Source organism: Methylobacterium sp. Leaf117, from assembly GCF_001422985.1.
Lineage (GTDB): Bacteria > Pseudomonadota > Alphaproteobacteria > Rhizobiales > Beijerinckiaceae > Methylobacterium.
Map to the genome: position 1 here is coordinate 338,992 of NZ_LMNL01000023.1, position 20,098 is coordinate 359,089.

At 67.4% G+C, this 20,098-nt stretch carries 11 protein-coding genes; 6 read left to right on the top strand and 5 right to left on the bottom strand.

The window, feature by feature from the left end:
* Positions 1–6: 6 nt before the first annotated feature.
* Positions 7–1,164 (bottom strand): aminotransferase, encoded by a 1,158-nt coding sequence (locus ASF57_RS13040; RefSeq protein ID WP_056483930.1) that lies wholly within the window; start codon positions 1,162–1,164, stop codon positions 7–9.
* Between the two features lie 762 nt (positions 1,165–1,926).
* Here ASF57_RS13040 and ASF57_RS13045 point away from each other — a divergent pair.
* From ASF57_RS13045 to zwf, 5 genes are all read left to right on the top strand, one after another.
* Positions 1,927–3,372, top strand: a complete 1,446-nt coding sequence (locus tag ASF57_RS13045) for an MdtA/MuxA family multidrug efflux RND transporter periplasmic adaptor subunit (RefSeq protein WP_056483934.1) — start codon at positions 1,927–1,929, stop codon at positions 3,370–3,372.
* Between the two features lie 4 nt (positions 3,373–3,376).
* Positions 3,377–6,502: an MdtB/MuxB family multidrug efflux RND transporter permease subunit gene (locus tag ASF57_RS13050; RefSeq protein WP_056484546.1), complete on the top strand. Its 3,126-nt coding sequence runs from the start codon at positions 3,377–3,379 to the stop codon at positions 6,500–6,502.
* Positions 6,499–9,786: an efflux RND transporter permease subunit gene (locus tag ASF57_RS13055; RefSeq protein WP_056483938.1), complete on the top strand. Its 3,288-nt coding sequence runs from the start codon at positions 6,499–6,501 to the stop codon at positions 9,784–9,786. The genes ASF57_RS13050 and ASF57_RS13055 overlap by 4 nt, the downstream gene beginning before the upstream one ends.
* Positions 9,783–11,279, top strand: a complete 1,497-nt coding sequence (locus tag ASF57_RS13060) for an efflux transporter outer membrane subunit (protein ID WP_056483942.1) — start codon at positions 9,783–9,785, stop codon at positions 11,277–11,279. Before ASF57_RS13055 ends, ASF57_RS13060 begins: the two co-directional genes overlap by 4 nt.
* A gap of 135 nt (positions 11,280–11,414) precedes the next feature.
* Positions 11,415–12,929, top strand: coding sequence for a glucose-6-phosphate dehydrogenase (zwf, locus tag ASF57_RS13065; RefSeq protein ID WP_056483945.1), 1,515 nt, complete (start codon positions 11,415–11,417; stop codon positions 12,927–12,929).
* Here zwf and ASF57_RS13070 read toward each other — a convergent pair.
* From ASF57_RS13070 to ASF57_RS13080, 3 genes are all read right to left on the bottom strand, one after another.
* Positions 12,909–13,766, bottom strand: a complete 858-nt coding sequence (locus ASF57_RS13070; RefSeq protein ID WP_082503923.1) for a restriction endonuclease — start codon at positions 13,764–13,766, stop codon at positions 12,909–12,911. The two genes, zwf and ASF57_RS13070, sit on opposite strands and share 21 nt — an antisense overlap.
* A 346-nt stretch (positions 13,767–14,112) precedes the next feature.
* Positions 14,113–14,607, bottom strand: a complete 495-nt coding sequence (locus ASF57_RS13075; RefSeq protein ID WP_056179200.1) for a MucR family transcriptional regulator — start codon at positions 14,605–14,607, stop codon at positions 14,113–14,115.
* A gap of 588 nt (positions 14,608–15,195) precedes the next feature.
* On the bottom strand, positions 15,196–15,864 hold the full coding sequence (locus ASF57_RS13080) for a class II aldolase/adducin family protein (RefSeq protein WP_056483947.1): 669 nt from the start codon (positions 15,862–15,864) through the stop codon (positions 15,196–15,198).
* A 168-nt stretch (positions 15,865–16,032) separates the two neighbouring features.
* On the opposite strand from ASF57_RS13080, the gene ASF57_RS13085 reads away from it, so the two are divergent.
* Complete coding sequence (locus tag ASF57_RS13085; protein ID WP_056483951.1) at positions 16,033–18,663, top strand: bifunctional acetate--CoA ligase family protein/GNAT family N-acetyltransferase; 2,631 nt, start codon at positions 16,033–16,035, stop codon at positions 18,661–18,663.
* Positions 18,664–18,695: 32 nt separating this feature from the next.
* On the opposite strand, the gene ASF57_RS13090 is transcribed toward ASF57_RS13085, so the two are convergent.
* Positions 18,696–19,706 (bottom strand): AraC family transcriptional regulator, encoded by a 1,011-nt coding sequence (locus tag ASF57_RS13090; protein ID WP_156376119.1) that lies wholly within the window; start codon positions 19,704–19,706, stop codon positions 18,696–18,698.
* Positions 19,707–20,098 lie beyond the last annotated feature (392 nt).

Below are 20,098 nucleotides of genomic sequence, written 5' to 3' on the forward strand. Positions count from 1 at the left end.
ACCGTTTCATCGGGCTGCAGGCCGCGCGACGGCCGAGAGCCGGTCGAGGGCCCGGTCCAGGACATCGTCGGCTTTGGCGAAACACAGCCGGACGAGATGGCGCACCGAGGCATCGGGATAGAACGCGCTGATCGGGATCGCGGCGACACCGTGCTGGCGTACCAGCGTGTCGCAGAACGCGACGTCGTCGTCGCGGCCGAGCGGCGCGAGGTCCACATTGAGGAAATAGGTGCCGTGGGAGGGCAGGACACGAAATCCGCGTTCGCTCAAGCCTGCCGTCAGGCGATCGCGGGAGCGCACGAAGCGGGCGCGCATCGCCGCGAAGGAAGCGTCCTCCTTGGAGAGGCCGTAGGCCACCGCCGTCTGCAGTGCCGGAGGCGTCGTGAAGGTAAGGAACTGGTGGGCATTGGCGACGACGCGCAGGAGGGGGGCGGCCGCCATCACGAAGCCGACCTTCCAGCCCGTGAGGCCGAAGATCTTGCCGGCCGAGCCGATCTTGATGGTCCGGTCGCGCATGCCGGGAAGCGCCATCAGGGGGATATGGCGCGCTCCGTCGAAGACGATATGCTCCCAGACCTCGTCGCAGACCGCGATCACGTCGTGCCGGGTGCAGAAGGATGCGAGCAGCGCCAGATCCTCGCGCCCGAAGATCGTCGCACTGGGATTGAGCGGATTGTTGAGGATGACGAGCTTCGTCCGGTCCGAAAAGGCCTCCACGAGGGCCGCCGCATCGAGCCGGAAATGCGGCGGCTGCAGCGGCACGATCCGGGCGATTCCGCCGGCCCGGCGCACCAGCGGCAGGTAGGCGTCATAGAGGGGAGCGAACAGCACCACCTCGTCGCCCGGCGCGATCAGGGCGAACAGGGATGCCGCGATCGCCTCGGTGGCACCCGAGGTCACCATCACCTCGGACATCGGGTCGAGATCGAGGTCCTGGTGATGTGCGTAATGGGCCGCGATCGCCCGGCGCAACTCGGGCAGGCCCATCATCGGCGGATACTGGTTGTCACCGTGCAGAACCGCCTCGGCCGCGCTCCGGCGGACATCCTCCGGGCCGGGGTCGTCGGGAAAGCCCTGGCCGAGATTGATCGCGTTCAGGTCCCGGGCGAGGCCCGACATGACGGTGAAGATCGTCGTCGGCAGATCGGCAAGGACGGGATTCATGAGACGCTGGGTTCGAAGACAACGGGAATGACGCGGAAGCCGGAGGCGTAGCACGCTCGTTCATCCGGACGAAATGTGCGTCTCCGCACGCCTTCCCCGCCGGTCTGCTCACCGCTACCTGACGATTGTTGACTTTCATCACCCATCACTTAGGTTTCGGTTCACGGCTGGAGCGGCGATCGCCAGCACGGGACTTCGCCCCCTCGTTCCGGGCTTGTGTCGTTGCCGCTCCGGTCCGTTACGAGAAGAGGCCGTCGCTCACCCCAGCGACGGCCTCTTTCGTGTCGACTTGAGACTCACCTTGCGGGGAATTGCCAACCCGCCCGTCTTCTCGCCCGCCGGATGTTCGATCGCCCGTTGCGGGCCCTCGTTGAAGACCGGCGCGCCAGCAATATCGTGGAAACGCGAAGGCCGTACTGGCGTCGTATTGGTCTCCTAGAACCCGTCGCATGCCGTGTCGCGACTGCCATGATGACGTGGGACCGGCCGGGGCAACGAATTCCGTATCCCTGCTCGGAAGACGTCCCGCACCGGCCCGTGGTGCGAGCCGGGTGCGACGTTGCCCGATCCTGGCCCGGGGCGCGCGCCGGTCTTATCTGACGTCGACCCGGAGCATCCGTGGTTGCTGTCTCCGCACGAGCGGGCCGGCGGTTCCGAATGGACTGGTGGTCGAATTCGCATGTCTCGTGAGAGTCCGCCGAATCTCCCGCTCGCAACGCCGGCTGCAACACGCCATGATCGTCAGGCCATGATCGTCACGCCATGAACGAAACCTCGCCCATCCGCACCGAGACAGCGCGCGAGTACCCGGGAACGCTGCCTGGCGACGCGCGCCCGCGGGAGACGCCCGTTGCACCGCCCGTCGGGCGCCGCAGCCGGGCTCGCTTCTGGTTCATCCTGCTCCTGATCCTGGCAGGCGCCGGCTATGCCGGATATCGCTTCTACCTCGCTCCGAAGTCGGAGACTCAGGTCGCTACCGCGCCCGGGCGCGGCAAGGGTTCGGGTGGACGCGGCGGCCACGCAGAGCCGCCCCAGGCGGTCGGCATCGCTACGGTCGCGCCCGGCGACGTCCCGATCGTGCTGGCGGGCCTCGGCACGGTGACGCCGCTCGCCACCGTCACGGTGCGCTCGCAGATCAGCGGCTATCTCACGGAGATCGGCTTTCGCGAGGGGCAAACCGTCAAGAAGGGCGATTTCCTCGCTCAGATCGATTCGCGCCCCTACGAGGCTCAGCTCGCCCAGTACCAGGGCCAATTGATGCGGGATCAGGCGCTGCTGCAGAATTCGAAGCTCGATCTCGCCCGCTTCCAGCGGCTCTCTCAACAGGATTCGATCTCGAAACAGAACGTCGACACGCAAGGCGCCCTCGTCAAGCAGAACGAGGGCACGGTGGCGGCCGACCAGGCCCTCGTCGACCAGCAGAAGCTCAACATCACCTACACCCGCATCGTCTCGCCGGTGGAGGGTCGCGTCGGCCTGCGCCAGATCGATCAGGGCAACTACATCACGGCTGCCTCGACCAGCATCGTGGTGGTGACCCAGCTCCACCCGATCTCGGTGGTCTTCACCCTGCCGGAGGACGACGTCGCGCGGGTGATGCGCCGCGTGCGCTCCGGCGCCAAGCTCGCCGTCACGGCCTACGACCGGGGTGACACCAACATCATCGCCACCGGCGTCCTCGACACCGTGGACAACCAGATCGATACCACCACGGGCACGGTGAAGCTGCGGGCGATCTTCGAGAATCAGGACGACGCGCTGTTCCCCAATCAGTTCGTCAACGCCAAGCTCGTGGTCGATACCGTGCGCGACGCGCCCATCGTTCCGACCGCGGCGATCCTGCGCGGCACCCCGGGCACCTACGTCTACCTGCTGCAGGGGGACGACAAGGTGGTGGTCCGCCCGGTCAAGCTCGGCGAGGCGGACGGCCCGCGGACGGTGGTCACCGAGGGCTTGAGCGTCGGCGACCGCGTGGTCGTCGACGGCACCGATCGTCTGCGTGACAACGCCCCCGTGCGCATCACCGAGGAGGCCGGCAAGACTCGGACCGGCGCGCCTGGCAATCGCCCCACCGCCGATGGGGCCGCGATGCCGGCCGCCGCGCCGGTGACGGAGGGCGCCAAGCCCGATGCCGCCAAGGCGGATGCCGTCGCGCCCGAAGGCCAGAAACGCGAGCGCCGCCGGCAACGTCCGGCCGAGGCGCAATGAGCCGATGAATCCGTCCCGCCTCTTCATTCTGCGGCCCGTCGCCACCACGCTGTTCATGCTGGCGATCCTGCTGGTCGGCATGGTGTCGTATTTGAACCTGCCGGTCTCGGCGCTGCCGTCGGTCGATTACCCGACGATCCAGATCCAGACCTTCTATCCGGGCGCGAGCCCGGAGGTGATGACCTCGGCGGTGACGGCCCCCCTGGAGCGGCAGTTCGGACAGCTCGCCAACCTTAACCAGATGACGTCGCAGAGTTCGGCCGGCGCCTCCGTCATCACCCTGCAGTTCAGCCTGGATCTCGCCCTCGACATCGCCGAGCAGCAGGTCCAGGCCGCGATCAATGCGGCCGGCAACCTGCTGCCCTCCGACCTGCCAGCGCCCCCGATCTACGCCAAGGTCAACCCGGCCGACGCACCGATTCTGACCCTGGCGCTCACCTCAAAGACCCTGCCGCTCACGGAAGTGCGCGATCTGGCCGAGACGCGACTGGCCCAGAAGATCTCTCAGGTGGCCGGCGTCGGCCTCGTCAGCACCGGCGGTGGGCAGCGCCCCGCCGTACGCATCCGCTTCAACGCTCGCGCCCTAGCGGCCTATGGCCTCAACATCGACGACCTGCGCACCACGGTCACCAACCTCAACGTCAACACCCCCAAGGGGACCATCGACGGGCCGACACAGTCCTATTCCATCAACGCCAACGACCAGATCCGCGACCCGAAGGCCTATGACGATGCGATCATCGCCTACAAGAACGGCGCACCGGTCCGGCTCTCGGACGTCGCCGACGTGGTCAACGGTCCCGAGAACACCAAGCTCGGCGCCTGGATGGACGAGACGCCCGCAGTCATCCTGAACATTCAGCGCCAGCCCGGCGCCAACGTCATCAGTACCGTCGACAAGATCAAGGCGCTGCTGCCCCAGCTTCAGGCGACCCTGCCGGCCGCCATCGGCGTCACCGTGCTCACCGACCGCACCACCACCATCCGTGCCTCGGTCCACGACGTCCAGGTGGAACTGGCGCTGGCCATCGGCCTCGTGGTGCTGGTGATCTTCCTCTTCCTGCGCAGCGTTTCGGCGACCCTGATCCCGAGCCTGTCGGTGCCGCTCTCCCTGATCGGCTCCCTGGCGGTGATGGATCTCTACGGCTTCTCCCTCGACAACCTGTCGCTGATGGCTCTCACCATCGCCACCGGCTTCGTCGTCGACGACGCCATCGTGGTGATCGAGAACATCGCCCGCCACGTGGAGGAGGGCGACTCGCCCTTGGAGGCCGCGCTCAAGGGCAGCCGCGAGATCGGTTTCACCATCATCTCGCTCACGGTCTCGCTAATCGCCGTGCTGATCCCGCTCCTGTTCATGGGCGACGTGGTCGGGCGCCTGTTCCATGAATTCGCCATCACGCTGGCCGCCACCATCATCATCTCGGCGGTGGTCTCGCTCACCCTCGTGCCAATGCTGTGCGCGCGCCTGCTGAAGGCGCATGTGCCCGGTGTCCAGGACCGTCACGAGGGACCCATCGCGCGCAGCGCGCGCCGCTTCATGGACGGAATCATCGCAGGCTATGGCCGCATGCTGCGGGTGGTGCTGCGCCACCAGACGCTGACGCTGATCGTCACCCTCGGTACGATCGCGCTCACCGCCTACCTGTTCCTTGTGATCCCCAAGGGGTTCTTCCCGGTGCAGGATACCGGCGTCATCCAGGGCGTGACCCAGGCCGACCAGACCGTCTCCTACGCGGCGATGGCCGAGCGCCAGCAGAAGCTCGCCGCCATCGTGCTGAAAGACCCGGATGTGCAGAGCCTGTCCTCCTTCATCGGAGTCGACGGCCAGAACGTGACCCTGAATTCCGGACGCTTCCTGATCAACCTGAAGCCGCAGGATCAGCGCATCGCCCGCGCGCCCGAGATCATCGAGCGGCTCAAGGCAGCCACGACCAATGTCGCGGGCATCCGCCTCTACCTGCAATCGGTGCAGGACCTCACCATCGACACGGCGGTCGGGGCGACGCAGTACCAGGTCATCCTGGAGAACCCGAACCTGACCGAGTTCGAGACCTGGGTCCCGCGCTTCGTGCGGGCGTTGCAGGCCTCCCCGCTGCTGATGGACGTGGCAAGCGACCTGCAGGCGAGCGGGCTGGCGGCCTACATCACCATCGACCGCCCCACCGCCGGCCGCTACGGCATCACCCCGGCCACCGTCGACAACGCCCTCTACGACGCCTTCGGCCAGCGCATCATCTCGACCATCTTCACCCAGTCGAACCAGTACCGGGTCATCCTCGAAGCCGATCCCGACCTGCACAAGACCATCGAGAGCCTGGACCACATTTACCTGCCGTCCTCGACCGTGGCCGCAGGCCAGGTCCCGCTCTCGGCGGTGGCGCGGGTGAGCGAACGGCGGGCCCCCTTGCTGATCAGCCATCTCGGCCAGTTCCCCGCCACCACGGTGTCGTTCAACCTCGCCCCCGGAGCAGCCCTCGGCGACGCGGTCACGGCGGTGGAGGCGGCCCGTCAGTCGATCGACCTGCCGCCGAGCTTCCGCGTCGTACCGCAGGGCTCGGTCTTCGCCTTCCAGTCGGCGCTCTCGAACCAGCTCTTCCTGGTGCTGGCCGCCATCGTGACCGTCTATATCGTGCTCGGCGTGCTCTACGAGAGCTTCATCCACCCGATCACCATCCTGTCGACGCTGCCCTCGGCCGGGATCGGGGCGCTGATCGGGCTGATGCTGTTCGGGCTCTCCCTCGACATCATCGCGATCATCGGCATCGTGCTCCTCATCGGCATCGTGAAGAAGAACGCCATCATGATGATCGACTTCGCGCTCCAGGCGGAGCGCGAGGAAGGCATGAGTCCGCGCGACGCGATCTACGAGGCCTGCATTCTGCGCTTCCGGCCGATCCTGATGACCACGCTGGCGGCCCTGTTCGCGGCGGTGCCGCTGATCGTCGGCACCGGCGTCGGCTCGGAACTGCGCCAGCCACTCGGTATCGTCATCGCCGGTGGCCTCATCGTCAGCCAGGTGCTGACCCTGTTCACCACGCCGGTGATCTACCTCGCCTTCGATCGCCTGGAGCGCCGCCTGTCTGGCCGCCGCGCCGGCGGGGCCGACAGCGTCGAGGCGCTGCCGTGAACGTCTCCGAGCCGTTCATCCGGCGGCCGGTCGCCACCACGCTGCTGACCATCGGCGTGCTGCTCGCCGGCATCTTCGCCTTCCTGAAGCTGCCGGTCGCGCCGCTGCCGCAGGTGGATTTTCCCGTCATCCTGGTCCAGGCGCAGATGGCCGGCGCTTCGCCCGAGACCATGGCAACCACCGTGGCGGCGCCCCTGGAACGCCGCCTCGGCGCCATCGCGGACGTCACCGAGATGACCTCGACGAGTTCGCTGGGTTCGGTCCGCCTCGTCCTGATGTTCGGGCTCAACCGCGACATCGACGGCGCGGCCCGGGACGTCCAGGCGGCGATCAACGCCGCCCGGGCCGATCTGCCGACGGCGCTCCGGTCGAATCCCACCTATCGGAAATTCAACCCGGCCGACGCGCCAATCCTGATCCTGGGCCTGACCTCAGATACCCTGACGCCGGGACAACTCTACGATTCCGCCGCCACGGTGGTGCAGCAGAAGATGTCCCAGCTTCCCGGGGTCGGGAACGTCGACATCGGAGGCTCCTCGCTCCCGGCGGTGCGGGTCGAACTCGATCCGACGGCTTTGTTCAATTACGGGATTGGGCTCGAGGGCATCCGCGCGGCGCTCGCATCCGCCAACGCGAATTCGCCGAAGGGCGCCATCGAGACCGAGACGCGTCACTACCAGCTCTATGCCAACGACCAGGGCCGGGTGGCGGCCGACTACCGGGATCTCGTCGTGGCCTATCGCAACGGCGCCGCCGTGCGTCTCACCGATGTCGGCCAGATCGAGGACTCGGTGGAGGACCGGCGCAACCTCGGGCTCGTCAATGGCAAGCCAGGCGTGATCCTGTTCATCTACAAGCAGCCGGGGTCCAACGTCGTCGACACGATCAAGGGGCTGAAGGCCGCGATCCCGCAGGTGAAGGCGGCGCTTCCGGGCGACATCGACCTCATGGTCACGGGCGACCGCAGCGCCACCATCCGGGCCTCCCTGGCCGAGACCGAGGAGACGCTGCTGATCGCGGTCGTCCTCGTCGTCTTCGTGGTGTTCCTGTTTCTGCGCTCGGGCCGCGCCACGCTGATCCCGGCGGTGGCGGTACCGATCTCCATCGTCGGCACCTACTCGGCGATGTACCTGCTCGATTACAGCCTCAACATCCTGTCGCTGATGGCGCTGATCATCGCCACGGGATTCGTGGTCGACGACGCCATCGTGGTCCTGGAGAACATCCAGCGCCACATCGAGAAGGGCAGGCCCCGGGTCGAGGCGGCCCTTCTCGGCTCACGCGAAGTCGGCTTCACCGTCATCTCCATGAGCCTGTCGCTCATCGCGGTGTTCCTGCCGATTCTGCTGATGGGCGGCATCGTCGGGCGCCTGTTCCAGGAATTCGCCGTCACGCTGTCGCTGGCGATCCTCATCTCGCTGGTGCTCTCGCTCACCACCACGCCGATGATGTGCGCGCTGCTGCTGCGGCGCGAGGCACCTCATCGGGCCGTGCGGCCGAACGGGTTCGTGCGCGTCCTGGAGGCCGGATTCGACGGGATGCTGAGGGGCTACGAACGCACCCTGCGCATCGCCCTGCGCCATCGTCGTCTGGTAGCCCTCTCGCTGCTCGCGACCGTGGGCCTGAACGTCTACCTCTACATCATCGTGCCGAAGGGCTTCTTCCCCGAGCAGGATACGGGACAGATGATGGGCGGCATCCAGGCCGACCAGCGCATCTCGTTTCAATCGATGAAGCAGAAGCTGGAGCAGGCCACTGCCATAGTGCAGGCCGACCCGGCGGTCGACAGCGTCGTGGGCTTCACCGGCGGGCGCGGCACCAACTCGGCCAACGTCTTCGTGGGCCTCAAGCCCCGGGGCGAGCGCGATTCGATCACCGCCGTGATGGCGCGCCTGCGCCCGAAGCTGTCCCGTGTCGCCGGCGCCCGGCTCTACCTGTATCCGCGCCAGGATCTGCGCATGGGCGGCCGCCAGAGCTTCGCCCAATACCAGTACACCCTTCAGGGCGACACGGCGGAAGAGCTCTACGCCGCTGCGCCGAAGCTGGTTCAGGCGCTGCAGAAGAACCCGATCTTCGGGGACGTCACCTCGGACCAGCAGGAGGGCGGCCTCGAAAGCCGCCTCGTCATCGATCGGGCCACGGCTTTCCGCTACGGCCTGACTCCGGACAAGATCGACAACACGCTCTACGACGCCTTCGGCCAGCGTCAGGTCTCGACGATCTACAATCCTCTCAATCAATATCACGTCGTGATGGAGATCGCGCCGCGCTACCTCCAGAGCCCCGACACCCTGAAGATGCTTTACGTCTCGACTTCGGGCGGCAAGGCCCGGGGTTCGGCCACCACCAACGCGGTGGCGGGCACGGTGGCGGGTGGCCCGGCCTCCGCGGGCACGGCGGCAACGGCCGATGCGACGGCCGCCAGCATCGCGACCGACTCCGCCCGGAACGCGGCCGCCAACGCCATCGCGGGCGGCAAGGGCGGCGCCTCGTCGAGCGCGCCGGTCTCGAGCGCCAAGGAGACCATGATTCCGCTCTCGGCCTTCGCCCGCCTGGAGACCGGCAACGCGCCTGTGCAGGTGAGCCACCAGGGCCTGTTCGTCGCCACCACGGTCTCGTTCAATCTCGTGCCCGGCAAGAGCCTGTCCGATGCCACCGCCGCCATCGAGCAGGCGATCACCGATCTGCGCCTGCCTGCCACCATCCACGGCGAGTTCGCAGGCTCGGCCAAAAGCTTCCAGGAATCGTCCTCACGCCAGCCCTTGCTGATCCTGGCCGCGCTGCTGGCGGTCTATACGATTCTCGGCATCCTCTACGAGAGCTTCATCCACCCCATCACGATCCTGTCGACGCTGCCCTCGGCCGGCATCGGTGCTCTGCTGGCACTTCTCGTCTCCGGCACCGAATTCACCGTCATCGCGCTGATCGCGGTCTTCCTGCTCATCGGCATCGTCAAGAAGAACGCGATCATGATGATCGACTTCGCCCTCGATGCCGAGCGTACGCACGGAGCCTCCCCGCAGGATGCGATCTTCGAGGCCTGCCTCTTGCGCTTCCGCCCGATCATGATGACAACGCTCGCCGCGATGCTCGGTGCATTGCCCCTCATCCTCGCCGGCGGGGAGGGCTCCGAACTGCGCCGGCCCCTCGGCATCGCCATCGTCGGCGGCCTGATCGTGAGCCAGATCCTGACCCTCTACACCACCCCCGTCGTGTACCTGTATCTCGACCGGCTGCGCCGCCGCGCGCCGGCGGACGGCACCGCGCTGAGCCCGGCCGAATGAGGCTGCGCCCCGAACTTTTTACGACGCTGGGTCTCGCCGGACTCCTCTCCGGCTGCATGGTCGGGCCGGACTATTCGCGTCCCTCGGTGGAGACACCGCTGGCGTTCAAGCAGGGCGGCACCCGCGAGGACAGTGCCGCCTTTGTGGCGAGCCGCAAGGGCTGGCGCCCGGCCGCGCCCAACGACGGGGCCGAGCGCGGCGACTGGTGGCGGGTGTTTCGCGATCCCACCCTCGACCGGCTGATCCGCCTCGTCGACGTCGACAACCAGAGTCTTCGGGCCCAGGTGGCGGCCTACGAGCAGGCACGCGGCTTCGTTGCCCAGGCCCGCGCCGCGCTGTTTCCCACGGTGACCGGCGCCCCCAGCATCTCGCGATCCCGCACCATCGGCATCGAGCGCACCAACGTGTCGCTCCAGGGGCAGGCGAGCTGGGAACTCGACCTGTTCGGCCGCATCCGCCGCAACATCGAGAGCGAGGTCGCGACCGCCCAGGCCACCGCCGCCGAACTCGCCCTCGTGCGCCTGACGCTGCAATCCGAGCTTGCCACCAACTATCTCACGCTGCGCTACCAGGATTCGCTCCAGCGCGTGCTCAACGAGAATATCGAGGGCTACAAGAGAAGCCTCGCAATCACCGAGAACCAGTACAATGCCGGGGTCGCAGCACGCTCCGACGTGATCACGGCGCAGACCCAGCTGCAGACCACCCAGGCTCAGGCCATCGCCGTCGGTCTCCAGCGCGCCACCTTCGAACACGCCATCGCGCTGCTGGTCGGCCGGCCACCGTCGGAGCTCAGCCTCCCGGTGGCGCCGCTGGCCGCGCGTCCGCCCGGGGTTCCGGTCGGCATCCCCTCTGGGCTGCTCGAGCGGCGCCCGGACGTGGCCCAGGCGGAACGCAACGTTCAGGCCCAGAGCGAGCAGATCGGTGTCGCCGTGGCGGCGTTCTATCCGACCGTGACGCTGTCGGCCTCGGGCGGTATCTCCGGCAACCCGACGAACGGTCTGTTCTCGGCCGCAAACCAGGTCTGGTCGGTGGCGGCCGCCGGGTCCGAGGTCTTCTACGACGGAGGCGCGCGCGCGGCAGCCCTGCGCATCACCCGTGCGGCCTACGACGCCAGCGTCGCGAATTACCGTCAAACGGTGCTGACAGCCTTCTCGGAGGTCGAGAACGGACTGGCCGGCGTGCGGATCCTCGCCCGCCAGCAGGTGGCCCAGGACGAGGCCTTGGCCTCCGCCCGCCGCGCCGTGGAGATCACCCTCAACGAGTACCGGGCCGGCACGCAGAACTTCACCACCGTGGTCACCGCGCAGGCGCTCGCCCTCAACAACGAGGTCACGGCCCTCCAGATCCGGCTCAACCGCTTCACCACCGCCGTCTCGCTGATCCGCGCCCTGGGCGGTGGCTGGGACGTGCGCAGCCTGCCGACCGGCGAGGAACTGAAGGAAGCCCGGTTGCCGGTGGATTCCGGGCAGGCCGTCCGCATGGACGAGTAGGGGCCGGTGCCGAGCGATCCGTGGCAGCCTGTGCGATCTGTCACGACCTTGGCCGGAACGTGCCGCGATGCCGCAGGTTGACGAGCGGATTTTGCCGGCGCGCCGCCCGGCAACCGTGAGTGGAGGCCGTGGGCCATGGATCAGACACCCCCCGCCGATGCACCCGAGCCAGAGGCCGTTCCGGCGGCACCGCCCTGCACCCTGGTGATCTTCGGAGCCGGCGGCGATCTCACGAAGCGACTTTTGATGCCGGCCCTGTACAATCTGTCCGCCGGAGGCCTGCTCGATCCGGGATTTCGGGTCATCGGTGTCGACCACAACCCGAACACCGACGAGGGCTGGCGTAAGGATCTGTCCGAGACGATGCAGTCCTTCACCACGGACCGCACCTCGGAATTCCATCCGGAACGCATCGATCCGAAAGCCTGGGGCTTCGTCCGCGAGCGACTGAGCTTCCGCCAGGGCGACTTCACCGCCGCCGAGACCTTTTCGAGCCTCGCGGGTGCGCTGTCCGGCAACGTGATCTTCTATCTCGCGGTTTCGGCTCGCTTCTTCGGCCCGGTCGTCGATGCCCTAGGCGAGGCGGGCCTGCTCAAGGAACAGTCCGGTGCCTTCCGCCGCGTCGTCATCGAGAAGCCGTTTGGCAGCGACCTCGACTCGGCGCGAGCGCTCAACGCGCGCATTCTGAAGCACGGCACGGAGAGCCAGTTCTTTCGCATCGATCACTTCCTCGGCAAGGAGACGGTGCAGAGCATCCTGGCGATCCGCTTCGCCAACGGTCTGCTCGGACCGGTCTGGCACCGCGACCACATCGACCATGTCGAGATCACTGCGGCGGAGACCATCGGCGTCGAGGCCCGCGGTGCCTTCTACGAGCCCACCGGGGCGCTGCGCGACATGGTGCCGAACCACCTGTTCCAGCTCCTCTGCATGGTGGCGATGGAGCCCCCCGCGACCCTCGATGCCGAGGATGTCCGCGATGCGAAGGCCCGGCTGATCCAGGCGGTGCAGCCGGTTCAGCCCGCGCAGGCGGTACGAGGCCAGTACGGCGCCGGTCGGGAGCACGGGCACGCCGTGCCCGGCTACCGCGACGAACCGAACGTCGCCGCGGATTCGCGGACCGAGACCTACGTCGCGCTGAAGCTTTCGATCGACAATCCGCGCTGGAAGGACGTTCCGTTCTATCTCCGCACCGGCAAGCGGATGACCGACCGCGTGACCGAGATCGCACTTCACTTCCGGCCTCCGGCCCGCTCGCCCTTCGCGGCTCCCGATGCGCCCGTGGCCCCGGATGTGCTTTGCTTCCGGATCGACCCCGAGCAGGGGATGGATATCGTCATGAACGCCAAGCGGCCCGGGCCGCGACTCGATCTCGGTCGGGTCACCGCTGCGTTCGACTACGGTGACTTCTTCAAGGAAACGCCGAGCGTCGGTTACGAGACGCTGCTCTACGATTGCCTGATCGGCGATGCGACGCTGTTCCAGCGCGCCGACAGCATCGAGGCGGCCTGGGCGGTGGTCGATCCGTTGCTGAAGGCCTGGGTCGATGCCCCCGTGGAGTTCTATTCCGCCGGCAGCGACGGGCCGGAAGGTGCGACCGCGTTACTGGCCGCCCAGGGCCATCGGTGGCTACCGCTCGGCGAGGGATGACCGCGTCGCTTTCGATGGTTTCGCGCCCCGGGATGCTGTCGAGATCGGCCGGCCCGCGCCTTGCCTGCTGGCCGGCCGGCCCTTGTCCGGTGATCCCGGTTGGAGCTCCGTCAGGGCATCGTGGTGCAGGAGCAGGACTCCGGTGGCGGCGGCGAGCTTTCGCGCCGCTGGCGTGAACCCGGCATTGGAGACCACCGCTGCCATGTCGCCGGACCAATAATGCAGGGCCGCGGCGATTTCCTGCACGGCGCCATTCCCCACCGGCCGACCATAGCGCTTGCACTGGACCACCAGACGGATGCCGGCCTGCTCGGCAACGATGTCTGCCCCCTGGTCGCCGCTGGCCTGTGTCGCGCGGGCGGCCCAACCCGCCTCCCGCAGTCGTTCGGCACAGTAGCGTTCGTAAGCGATGCCGTCTTCTGGCGCCTCACTCTCGTCGGGCAGGTTAATCTCTGATGCGACGCGCTCGATGATGTCGAGGAGTTCGTTCCAGAGGTCGTCGATCGCCGCCCCGAGCCCGCGGGCTTCGAGCTGCGGCACGATGGTGCGCTCGGCGAAATAGGCGCGTTCCCGCTCCCATCCATCGCTGATCAGATTGCCATAGGCATCGACGAAGCATTCCTGCCGCCGGCGGAGGGCAAGCGTCGGCGCGTGCCCGCGCGCGATCCGCCGGATCAGTCGACGGATGCGCCGGGGACGGTCGAGATGTTGGAGAAGGATCGCGACGAGCGCGAGACCCGCGCCGATGGCGCCGGGCTGGCCGAACCAGAGGGCGAAGCCCCCTCCCAAGACCGAAGTCCAGAACAGGCGCGCCACGAGACGCGATCGGTCCGACATGATGTGGTTCCAACCCCCGAAGGCGCCGGGGTCATCCGACCGCCGGCCTCATCGAGCCGGACCGTGCCAGCCGCGGGTTGCGCGTTCTCTAACGGGGTCGGATTGGCCGCCAGGAATTCCGTCCCGGCGTCTGAAGATGCGGTGCCCGAATACAGGGCGAAGAGGTACAGAGCGTGCCCTTCCTCTTCGAAGACCGGTCTGGTCTAAGAAAAAAGCGGCATTTCACACGAGCCTGGACGCTCCATCGCCCGATTGGTCACTCGCTGTGGATAACGCCGCAGAGGCGGGAGCGTGATGCTCCGGCCTCTGCGCTGCGCCTTTCCGGCGCGGTCGCTTGCGATCCGGCTCAGGCCTGAGCGGCGAGGCGCGGACGACGTCCGCGCGGGAGCGGTGCGGCCTTGGCTTCGATGTCGACGAGGACGTTGTCCTGCTTCCGGCGCTGCTGGCCCAGACCCATGTTCTTGGCCAGTTCCGAACGGGCGGCGGCATAGTTCGGCGCAACCATCGGATAGTCGCTCGGGAGACTCCACCGGGTGCGATACTGCTCGGGCGTCATCTCGTAGCGCGTCCGAAGATGGCGCTTCAGCGACTTGAACTTCTTACCGTCTTCCAGACAGACGATGTAGTCCGGGGTGATGGACCGCTTGACCGAAACGGCCGGGGTCAGCGGCTCGACCTTCTCTTCGACGCCGGACTGATTCAGCTTGCCGAGGGTCGCGTGAATAGACGCGATCAGGGCCGGCAGGTCCGCGATCGGAACCGAGTTGTTGCTTACGAACGCAGACACGATGTCTGCCGCAAGTTCGATGTAGTCGGGCAGGATTTCCGTCTCAGCACTCATTACCTGATCTCTCAATGCGCTTGTGAAGGTTGCGGACCCCAGTGGGAAGCTGCCGCCGGGGAGGTTTGGCAAGGGGCGTCATGGTTGTGACTTGCTTCTAGCTATGATGACGCAAAGAAAAAGGCAAGAGGCTGTTTAGGTCTCGCATGGATAGACCGCGGCATTTGCTAGTGAACTGGAATAGACCACCAACTGCATGCATTCTGAGAAACCGGCCTGGATTGGTCCAAAATTCTGCAGAACTACACAGATGCCCGTTGACGGCTGTGAACCGTTCTGACGGGCGGGCATTTCGCTCGCAACGAATTTTGATGGGGTCGTTGATAGCGATCTGTTACAGATCAAAGGCGGGGTTCGATCTGACCGCAAACGGACCTTTAGAGCCGATATCGAGCAAAAACAGCCGGATGGCCTAAATTAGTCCTTGAATACAAAATCCAGACCCAAAATGGTTGGTCTCGAGGCCCGAAAAAGCCGCGATGCGCCGGCAGCGAGAATCCATCGCTCGAAGAAAAATCTACGTAGGTGTCATCGGGCCTGCACCGGCGGGTTTGGAATACTCTTGCAGGTGGCCGTAAGGTCTAGGCCTTATAACTCTAAGTTGCGCGGCCCATAAGACTTGAACCGTTCCACGATCCGCCAGATCTCATCGTCGTCGAGGACGATCGGGCGCCCGACCTGCAGGGCGATCGCGTATTGCTGGCACAGCGCCTCGATCTCGACCGCGAGCCAGAGGGTCTTCTTCAGGTCAGGTCCGATGGCGATCATGCCGTGATTGGCCAGCAGGCAGGCTGTCCGGTCCTTCAGGGCGGCAAGAGCCAGGGACGACAGGGCTTCCGTTCCATAGGGCGCATAAGGCGCGCATCGCACCGTCGGGCCGCCCGCTGCCGCGATCATGTAATGAACCGCCGGGATGTCCTGCCCGCACATCGCGAAAGCGGTGCAATGGGTCGGGTGGGCATGGACCACGGCGTTGATCTCCGGCCGCGCCACCAGGATATCGCGATGGAAGCGCCATTCCGACGACGGCGCGAGGCCGGGCGAAGCTTCTCCGGTGAAGGTCATGGCCACGATATGCTCCGGCTGCAGCACCTCGGCGGGGATGCCGGAGGGCGTGACCAGGAAGCCGTCGGCGGACCGCACGGAGATGTTGCCGGAAGTGCCCTGACTTAAGCCGAGGGCGAGAAGGTCGCGCATCGCGGAGACGAGACCGGCGCGAGCCGCGCTGTCGTTGGACTCGGGGAGGGGGGTCGGCATGCGGATCTCCAGGAAGGGACGCCCTACCGTGCGGGCGCCGGCGGTCTATAACACCGGCTGCCGGGTGCGCCCGGCATCAGGCCGGGTCCGCCCGGTCGGTGGCGTCCTCCGGTTTCGGAGCGACGCGAGGATAGCCGTCCGATTCCCCGAGCAGAGGCAGTTCGGCCGATGAGTACCTACCGCTTCGAGGCTCTGGTCGCGCCCCGTGCGATCGCCCTTGCGGGGCTGGAGGATGGGCCCGACGGATTGGCCGAGGCGGTTCTGGCGAATCTCCTGCGCGCGCAGTTCCCCGGCTCGATTCTCCGGATCGGCTCCGATGCGGCGTCCGGCGCATTTCCATCGTTTGCCGACCTGCCGGACGCCCCCGATCTCGTCATCCTGGCGACCCCCGCCGGTACGATTCCCGAGCACATCGCGGATGCCGGCCGGCGGGGCGCGGCGGCCGCCGTCATCGTGACGCCGGATGTCGGCGCCGATCTCTGCGAGACGGCCAGGACGGAAGCCCGCCGGCACGGCCTGCGCCTGCTCGGCCCGGGCAGCATCGGTCTCTCGGTTCCCGGCGCCCGGTTGGATGCAAGCCTGCTGTCGCGCGCACCGAAGGCGGGGGACCTCGCCCTGGTCTCGCAATCGGGCACGGTCGCGGCCGGCATCGTCGAGTGGGCGGCGCGGCGCGACGTCGGCTTCTCCGCCGTGATGTCCCTCGGCCTGGCCTGCGATATCGACGTGGCCGACTGCCTCGATTACTTCGCCGCCGATATCCGCACTCGTGCGATCCTGCTTTCCCTCGATGGGGTGGTGGACGCGCGCAAGTTCATGTCCGCGGCGCGGGCCGCAGCGCGGGCCAAGCCCGTGGTCGTCCTGCGCGCGGGCCGCCACCGGGCGCCGCCGCGCCACGCGACGACGCATACCGGCGCGCTCGCCCGGCCCGATACGGTCTACGAGGCGGCGTTTCGACGGGCGGGCCTGCTCTCGGTCGATGGCCTCGACGCGATGTTCTCCGCGGTGGAAACCCTTGGGCGGCAGCGGCCCTTCCCCGGCCACCGCTTGGCGATCGTCGGCAATGGCCGGGGTATCGGTGCCTTGGCCGCCGACCGGCTCGCCGACCGGGGCGGCATCCTGGCTGCGGCGGGACATCTGGGCAATCCGGTGGATCTCGGCGTCGCGGCGGGACCGGAGGCCTATGCGGATGCCCTCGCGCCGTTGCTGACCGACCCCGACAACGACGCGGTGCTGGCGGTCCACGTGCCGACGGCGCGCTCCGACGGCACCGCCGTGGCGACGGCCATCGCCCAGACGGTGAGTCGGGTCCGGCGCAGCGGGGCGCGCCGGAAGCCCGTCTTCGCCGTGACGATCGGCGAGGAGGCCGAAGCCGCGAGCCGGCTCGCGGCGGCCGGCATCCCGCGCTTTTCCACCGACGATGCTGCCGTCGAGGGGTTCCTGCACCTCGTCCGCTACCGCGAGGCGCAGGATGACCTGATGCGCACGCCGGATTCACTGCCGCGCGACTTCTCGCCGGATGTCGAGGCGGCCCGCGCCATCGTCGACCGCGCCGTGGCCCAGGGCCAGACCTGGCTCGATCCCGTGGCGGTCGCCGACCTGCTGGCGGCCTACCGCATCGACAGCGTGCCCCTGACGCTGGCGCCCGACATCGATGCCGTCGCGACCGCAGCCTGGAGCATCATCGCGGCGGGCGGCGCCGTCGCGCTGAAGGTCGTCTCGCCCGACATCGTGCACAAGTCCGACGTGGGCGGCGTCCGCCTCGATCTCACCAGCGAGGCCGATGTGCGGGCGGCGGCCGCCGATATCCTGGCGCGGGCCCGGCGGCTGGCGCCGGACGCACGGATCACCGGCTTCGCGGTTCAGCCGATGATCCGGCGCGGCAAGCAGCGGGAGCTGATCGCAGGCCTCGCCGAAGATCCGACCTTCGGGCCGGTGGTGGTGTTCGGGCGCGGCGGCACGGCGGTGGAGGTCATCGACGACCGGGCCCTCGGCCTGCCGCCCCTCGACCTGCGGCTCGCCTCCGAATTGATCGACCGCACCCGCGTCGCCCGGCGCCTCGCCGCTTATCGCGACGTTCCGGCGGTGGACCGCCACGCGGTGGCCCTGGTGCTGGTCAAGCTCGCGCAGATGGCCGCCGATTGCCCGGAGGTCCGCGAACTCGACATCAACCCGCTCCTGGCCGACGAGACCGGCGCCCTGGCTCTCGATGCCCGCGTGATGGTGGCGCCCGAGGCTCCGACGGGCCGCCGCGCGCGGGGCACCTATCACCCGCGCTTCGCGATCCGGCCCTACCCGGTCGAGTGGGAGCGCGTGCTGCACCTGAAGGGCGAGACCATCCGGGTGCGGCCGGTTCGACCCGAAGACGAGGCGCTGTTCCTCGCCTTCTTCCAATCGGTCAGTGCCGAGGATCTGCGCCTGCGTTTCTTCGCCCCGGTGCGCGACTTCAACCACGCCTTCCTGGCCAAGCTCACCCAGCTCGACTACGCCCGCGCCATCGCCTTCGTGGCCATCGATGACGCCACCGGGGCGATGCTCGGCGCCGTGCGGCTTCATGCCGACGCCAATCACGAGAGTGGCGAATACGCCATCCTGATCCACGGGGATCGCAAGGGCACGGGCCTCGGCCATGCCCTGATGAGCCTGATGATCGACTGGGCTCGCATCGAGGGATTGTCCCGGGTCGAGGGAACGGTTCTGCGGGAGAATCGGCCGATGCTCGCGGTGTGCAGGCAGCTCGGGTTCACCACGCGGCCCGACAGGGAGGATGCCGGCGTGGTCAAGGTCTCGCTGGCCCTGTAGGGCGTCTCAGGCTTGCGCGATCTGGCCTCCGATCAGGCCCGTTCCGAGATCCGGCGCACGCCGCCCGGGTCGGCGCTGGCGCTGAATTGCGACGGCGTCATTCCGTAATGCTGCCGGAACAGGCGGCTCATCTGGGCGGCGCTGCGAAACCCGGCCTCCTCGGCGAGCCGGGCGATGGGATGCGGCTGAGCCGGCGCGCTGAGAGCCGCCTTGACCTGCGCGAGGCGGGCCGAACGGATGTAGGATTCGACCCCGCCCACCGGCTGGAACATGGCGAACAGGCGTGAACGCGACGCGCCGATGCTGCGCGCCACATCGGTGGCGCTGAGATTGGGATCGGCCAGGGATGCCTCGATGTACAGGCAGGCCTTGCGGAACGACCGGGCCGGATCGGCATGCGACGTCCCGTGCCCGAGGGCGCCGGTGATGGCCTGGGCCATCAGGGTCGCAGTGTGCCCGAGGGTCTCGGCATCGAGGGCATCGCGATTCGGCAGGCGCTCGCGGAGGCGCAGCAGCTGCGCCGTGTAGGGCGCGGCGATCTCGGGCGGGATCACCAGGCCGTGCAGCTGATCCAGCCGGCCGAACCATCGTTTTGCGAAGGGGCGCGGCATGCTGACGAAGTTGCGTCGCTGCCGGGGAATGCCCTGGGCATCGCGGATGATCGTCGGTCGCGAGAAATCGATGACATAGACCGACCCCGTGCCGGCGCGGACTTCGCGCCCGTCGAAATTGCCGATGATGTCGCCGGTCTCGATGTGCTGGAACACGATGACGTCGAGACCGTCATAGCCAAGCTTCTGCGCCGGACGGTGAAAGATGAAGGGCACACCATCCATGAAATGGAAACGCAGGTGTTCGGTCCAGAAGCTCGTAATTTCCACCTGGAACGGAGCCACCAGCGGTGTGACCAGGGCCGAACTGGCGAACATGACCTGATAGACGTGAGCGGCTTCGTCCGGCGGATAATCGCGGCTGGAGAAATGCACGCGCCGCAACGGAAAGAGACCGTCCGTGGCCTGATGGTCCGGGGACAATGCGTGCAAGGCGGCATTCACCACTGCGAGGCTTGGCGCTGATGACAACAATAGCGGATTCGCCGTTCAGTTCCCTCCCAGCAAGATAGGTGATTCCTCAAACGCCGTCCCGGAGCGGCCTCATTGAGGGGCGTCCCGGAGAGACCGGACGAAAGGGGACCGCTCGGCCTTTCCACCGGTGCCGCGACGGCGGCAACGATTCGGCCCCACCCGATGCGACAGGCCAGATCAGTCCGGGAAAAGATCGCGATAATCCGCAAATCAGCGCATCCAGATCGACCGCGCCCGGCACATCATTTGACTTTCGATTTGCTAATTGTCGCCTAAGCGCGTACAAAACCGCCATCAACCCAACGGCAGAACTTCTGCGGCGCGGTTTCGAAGCGGAACCGGGCTTACCC

What these genes read in the sequence shown, in the direction of transcription:
- ASF57_RS13040 (WP_056483930.1), bottom strand. Translation starts at nt 1,164, where the DNA reads ATGAATCCCGTCCTTGCCGATCTGCCGACGACGATCTTCACCGTCATG.
- ASF57_RS13045 (WP_056483934.1), top strand. Translation starts at nt 1,927, where the DNA reads ATGAACGAAACCTCGCCCATCCGCACCGAGACAGCGCGCGAGTACCCG.
- ASF57_RS13050 (WP_056484546.1), top strand. Translation starts at nt 3,377, where the DNA reads ATGAATCCGTCCCGCCTCTTCATTCTGCGGCCCGTCGCCACCACGCTG.
- ASF57_RS13060 (WP_056483942.1), top strand. Translation starts at nt 9,783, where the DNA reads ATGAGGCTGCGCCCCGAACTTTTTACGACGCTGGGTCTCGCCGGACTC.
- zwf (WP_056483945.1), top strand. Translation starts at nt 11,415, where the DNA reads ATGGATCAGACACCCCCCGCCGATGCACCCGAGCCAGAGGCCGTTCCG.
- ASF57_RS13070 (WP_082503923.1), bottom strand. Translation starts at nt 13,766, where the DNA reads ATGTCGGACCGATCGCGTCTCGTGGCGCGCCTGTTCTGGACTTCGGTC.
- ASF57_RS13075 (WP_056179200.1), bottom strand. Translation starts at nt 14,607, where the DNA reads ATGAGTGCTGAGACGGAAATCCTGCCCGACTACATCGAACTTGCGGCA.
- ASF57_RS13080 (WP_056483947.1), bottom strand. Translation starts at nt 15,864, where the DNA reads ATGCCGACCCCCCTCCCCGAGTCCAACGACAGCGCGGCTCGCGCCGGT.
- ASF57_RS13085 (WP_056483951.1), top strand. Translation starts at nt 16,033, where the DNA reads ATGAGTACCTACCGCTTCGAGGCTCTGGTCGCGCCCCGTGCGATCGCC.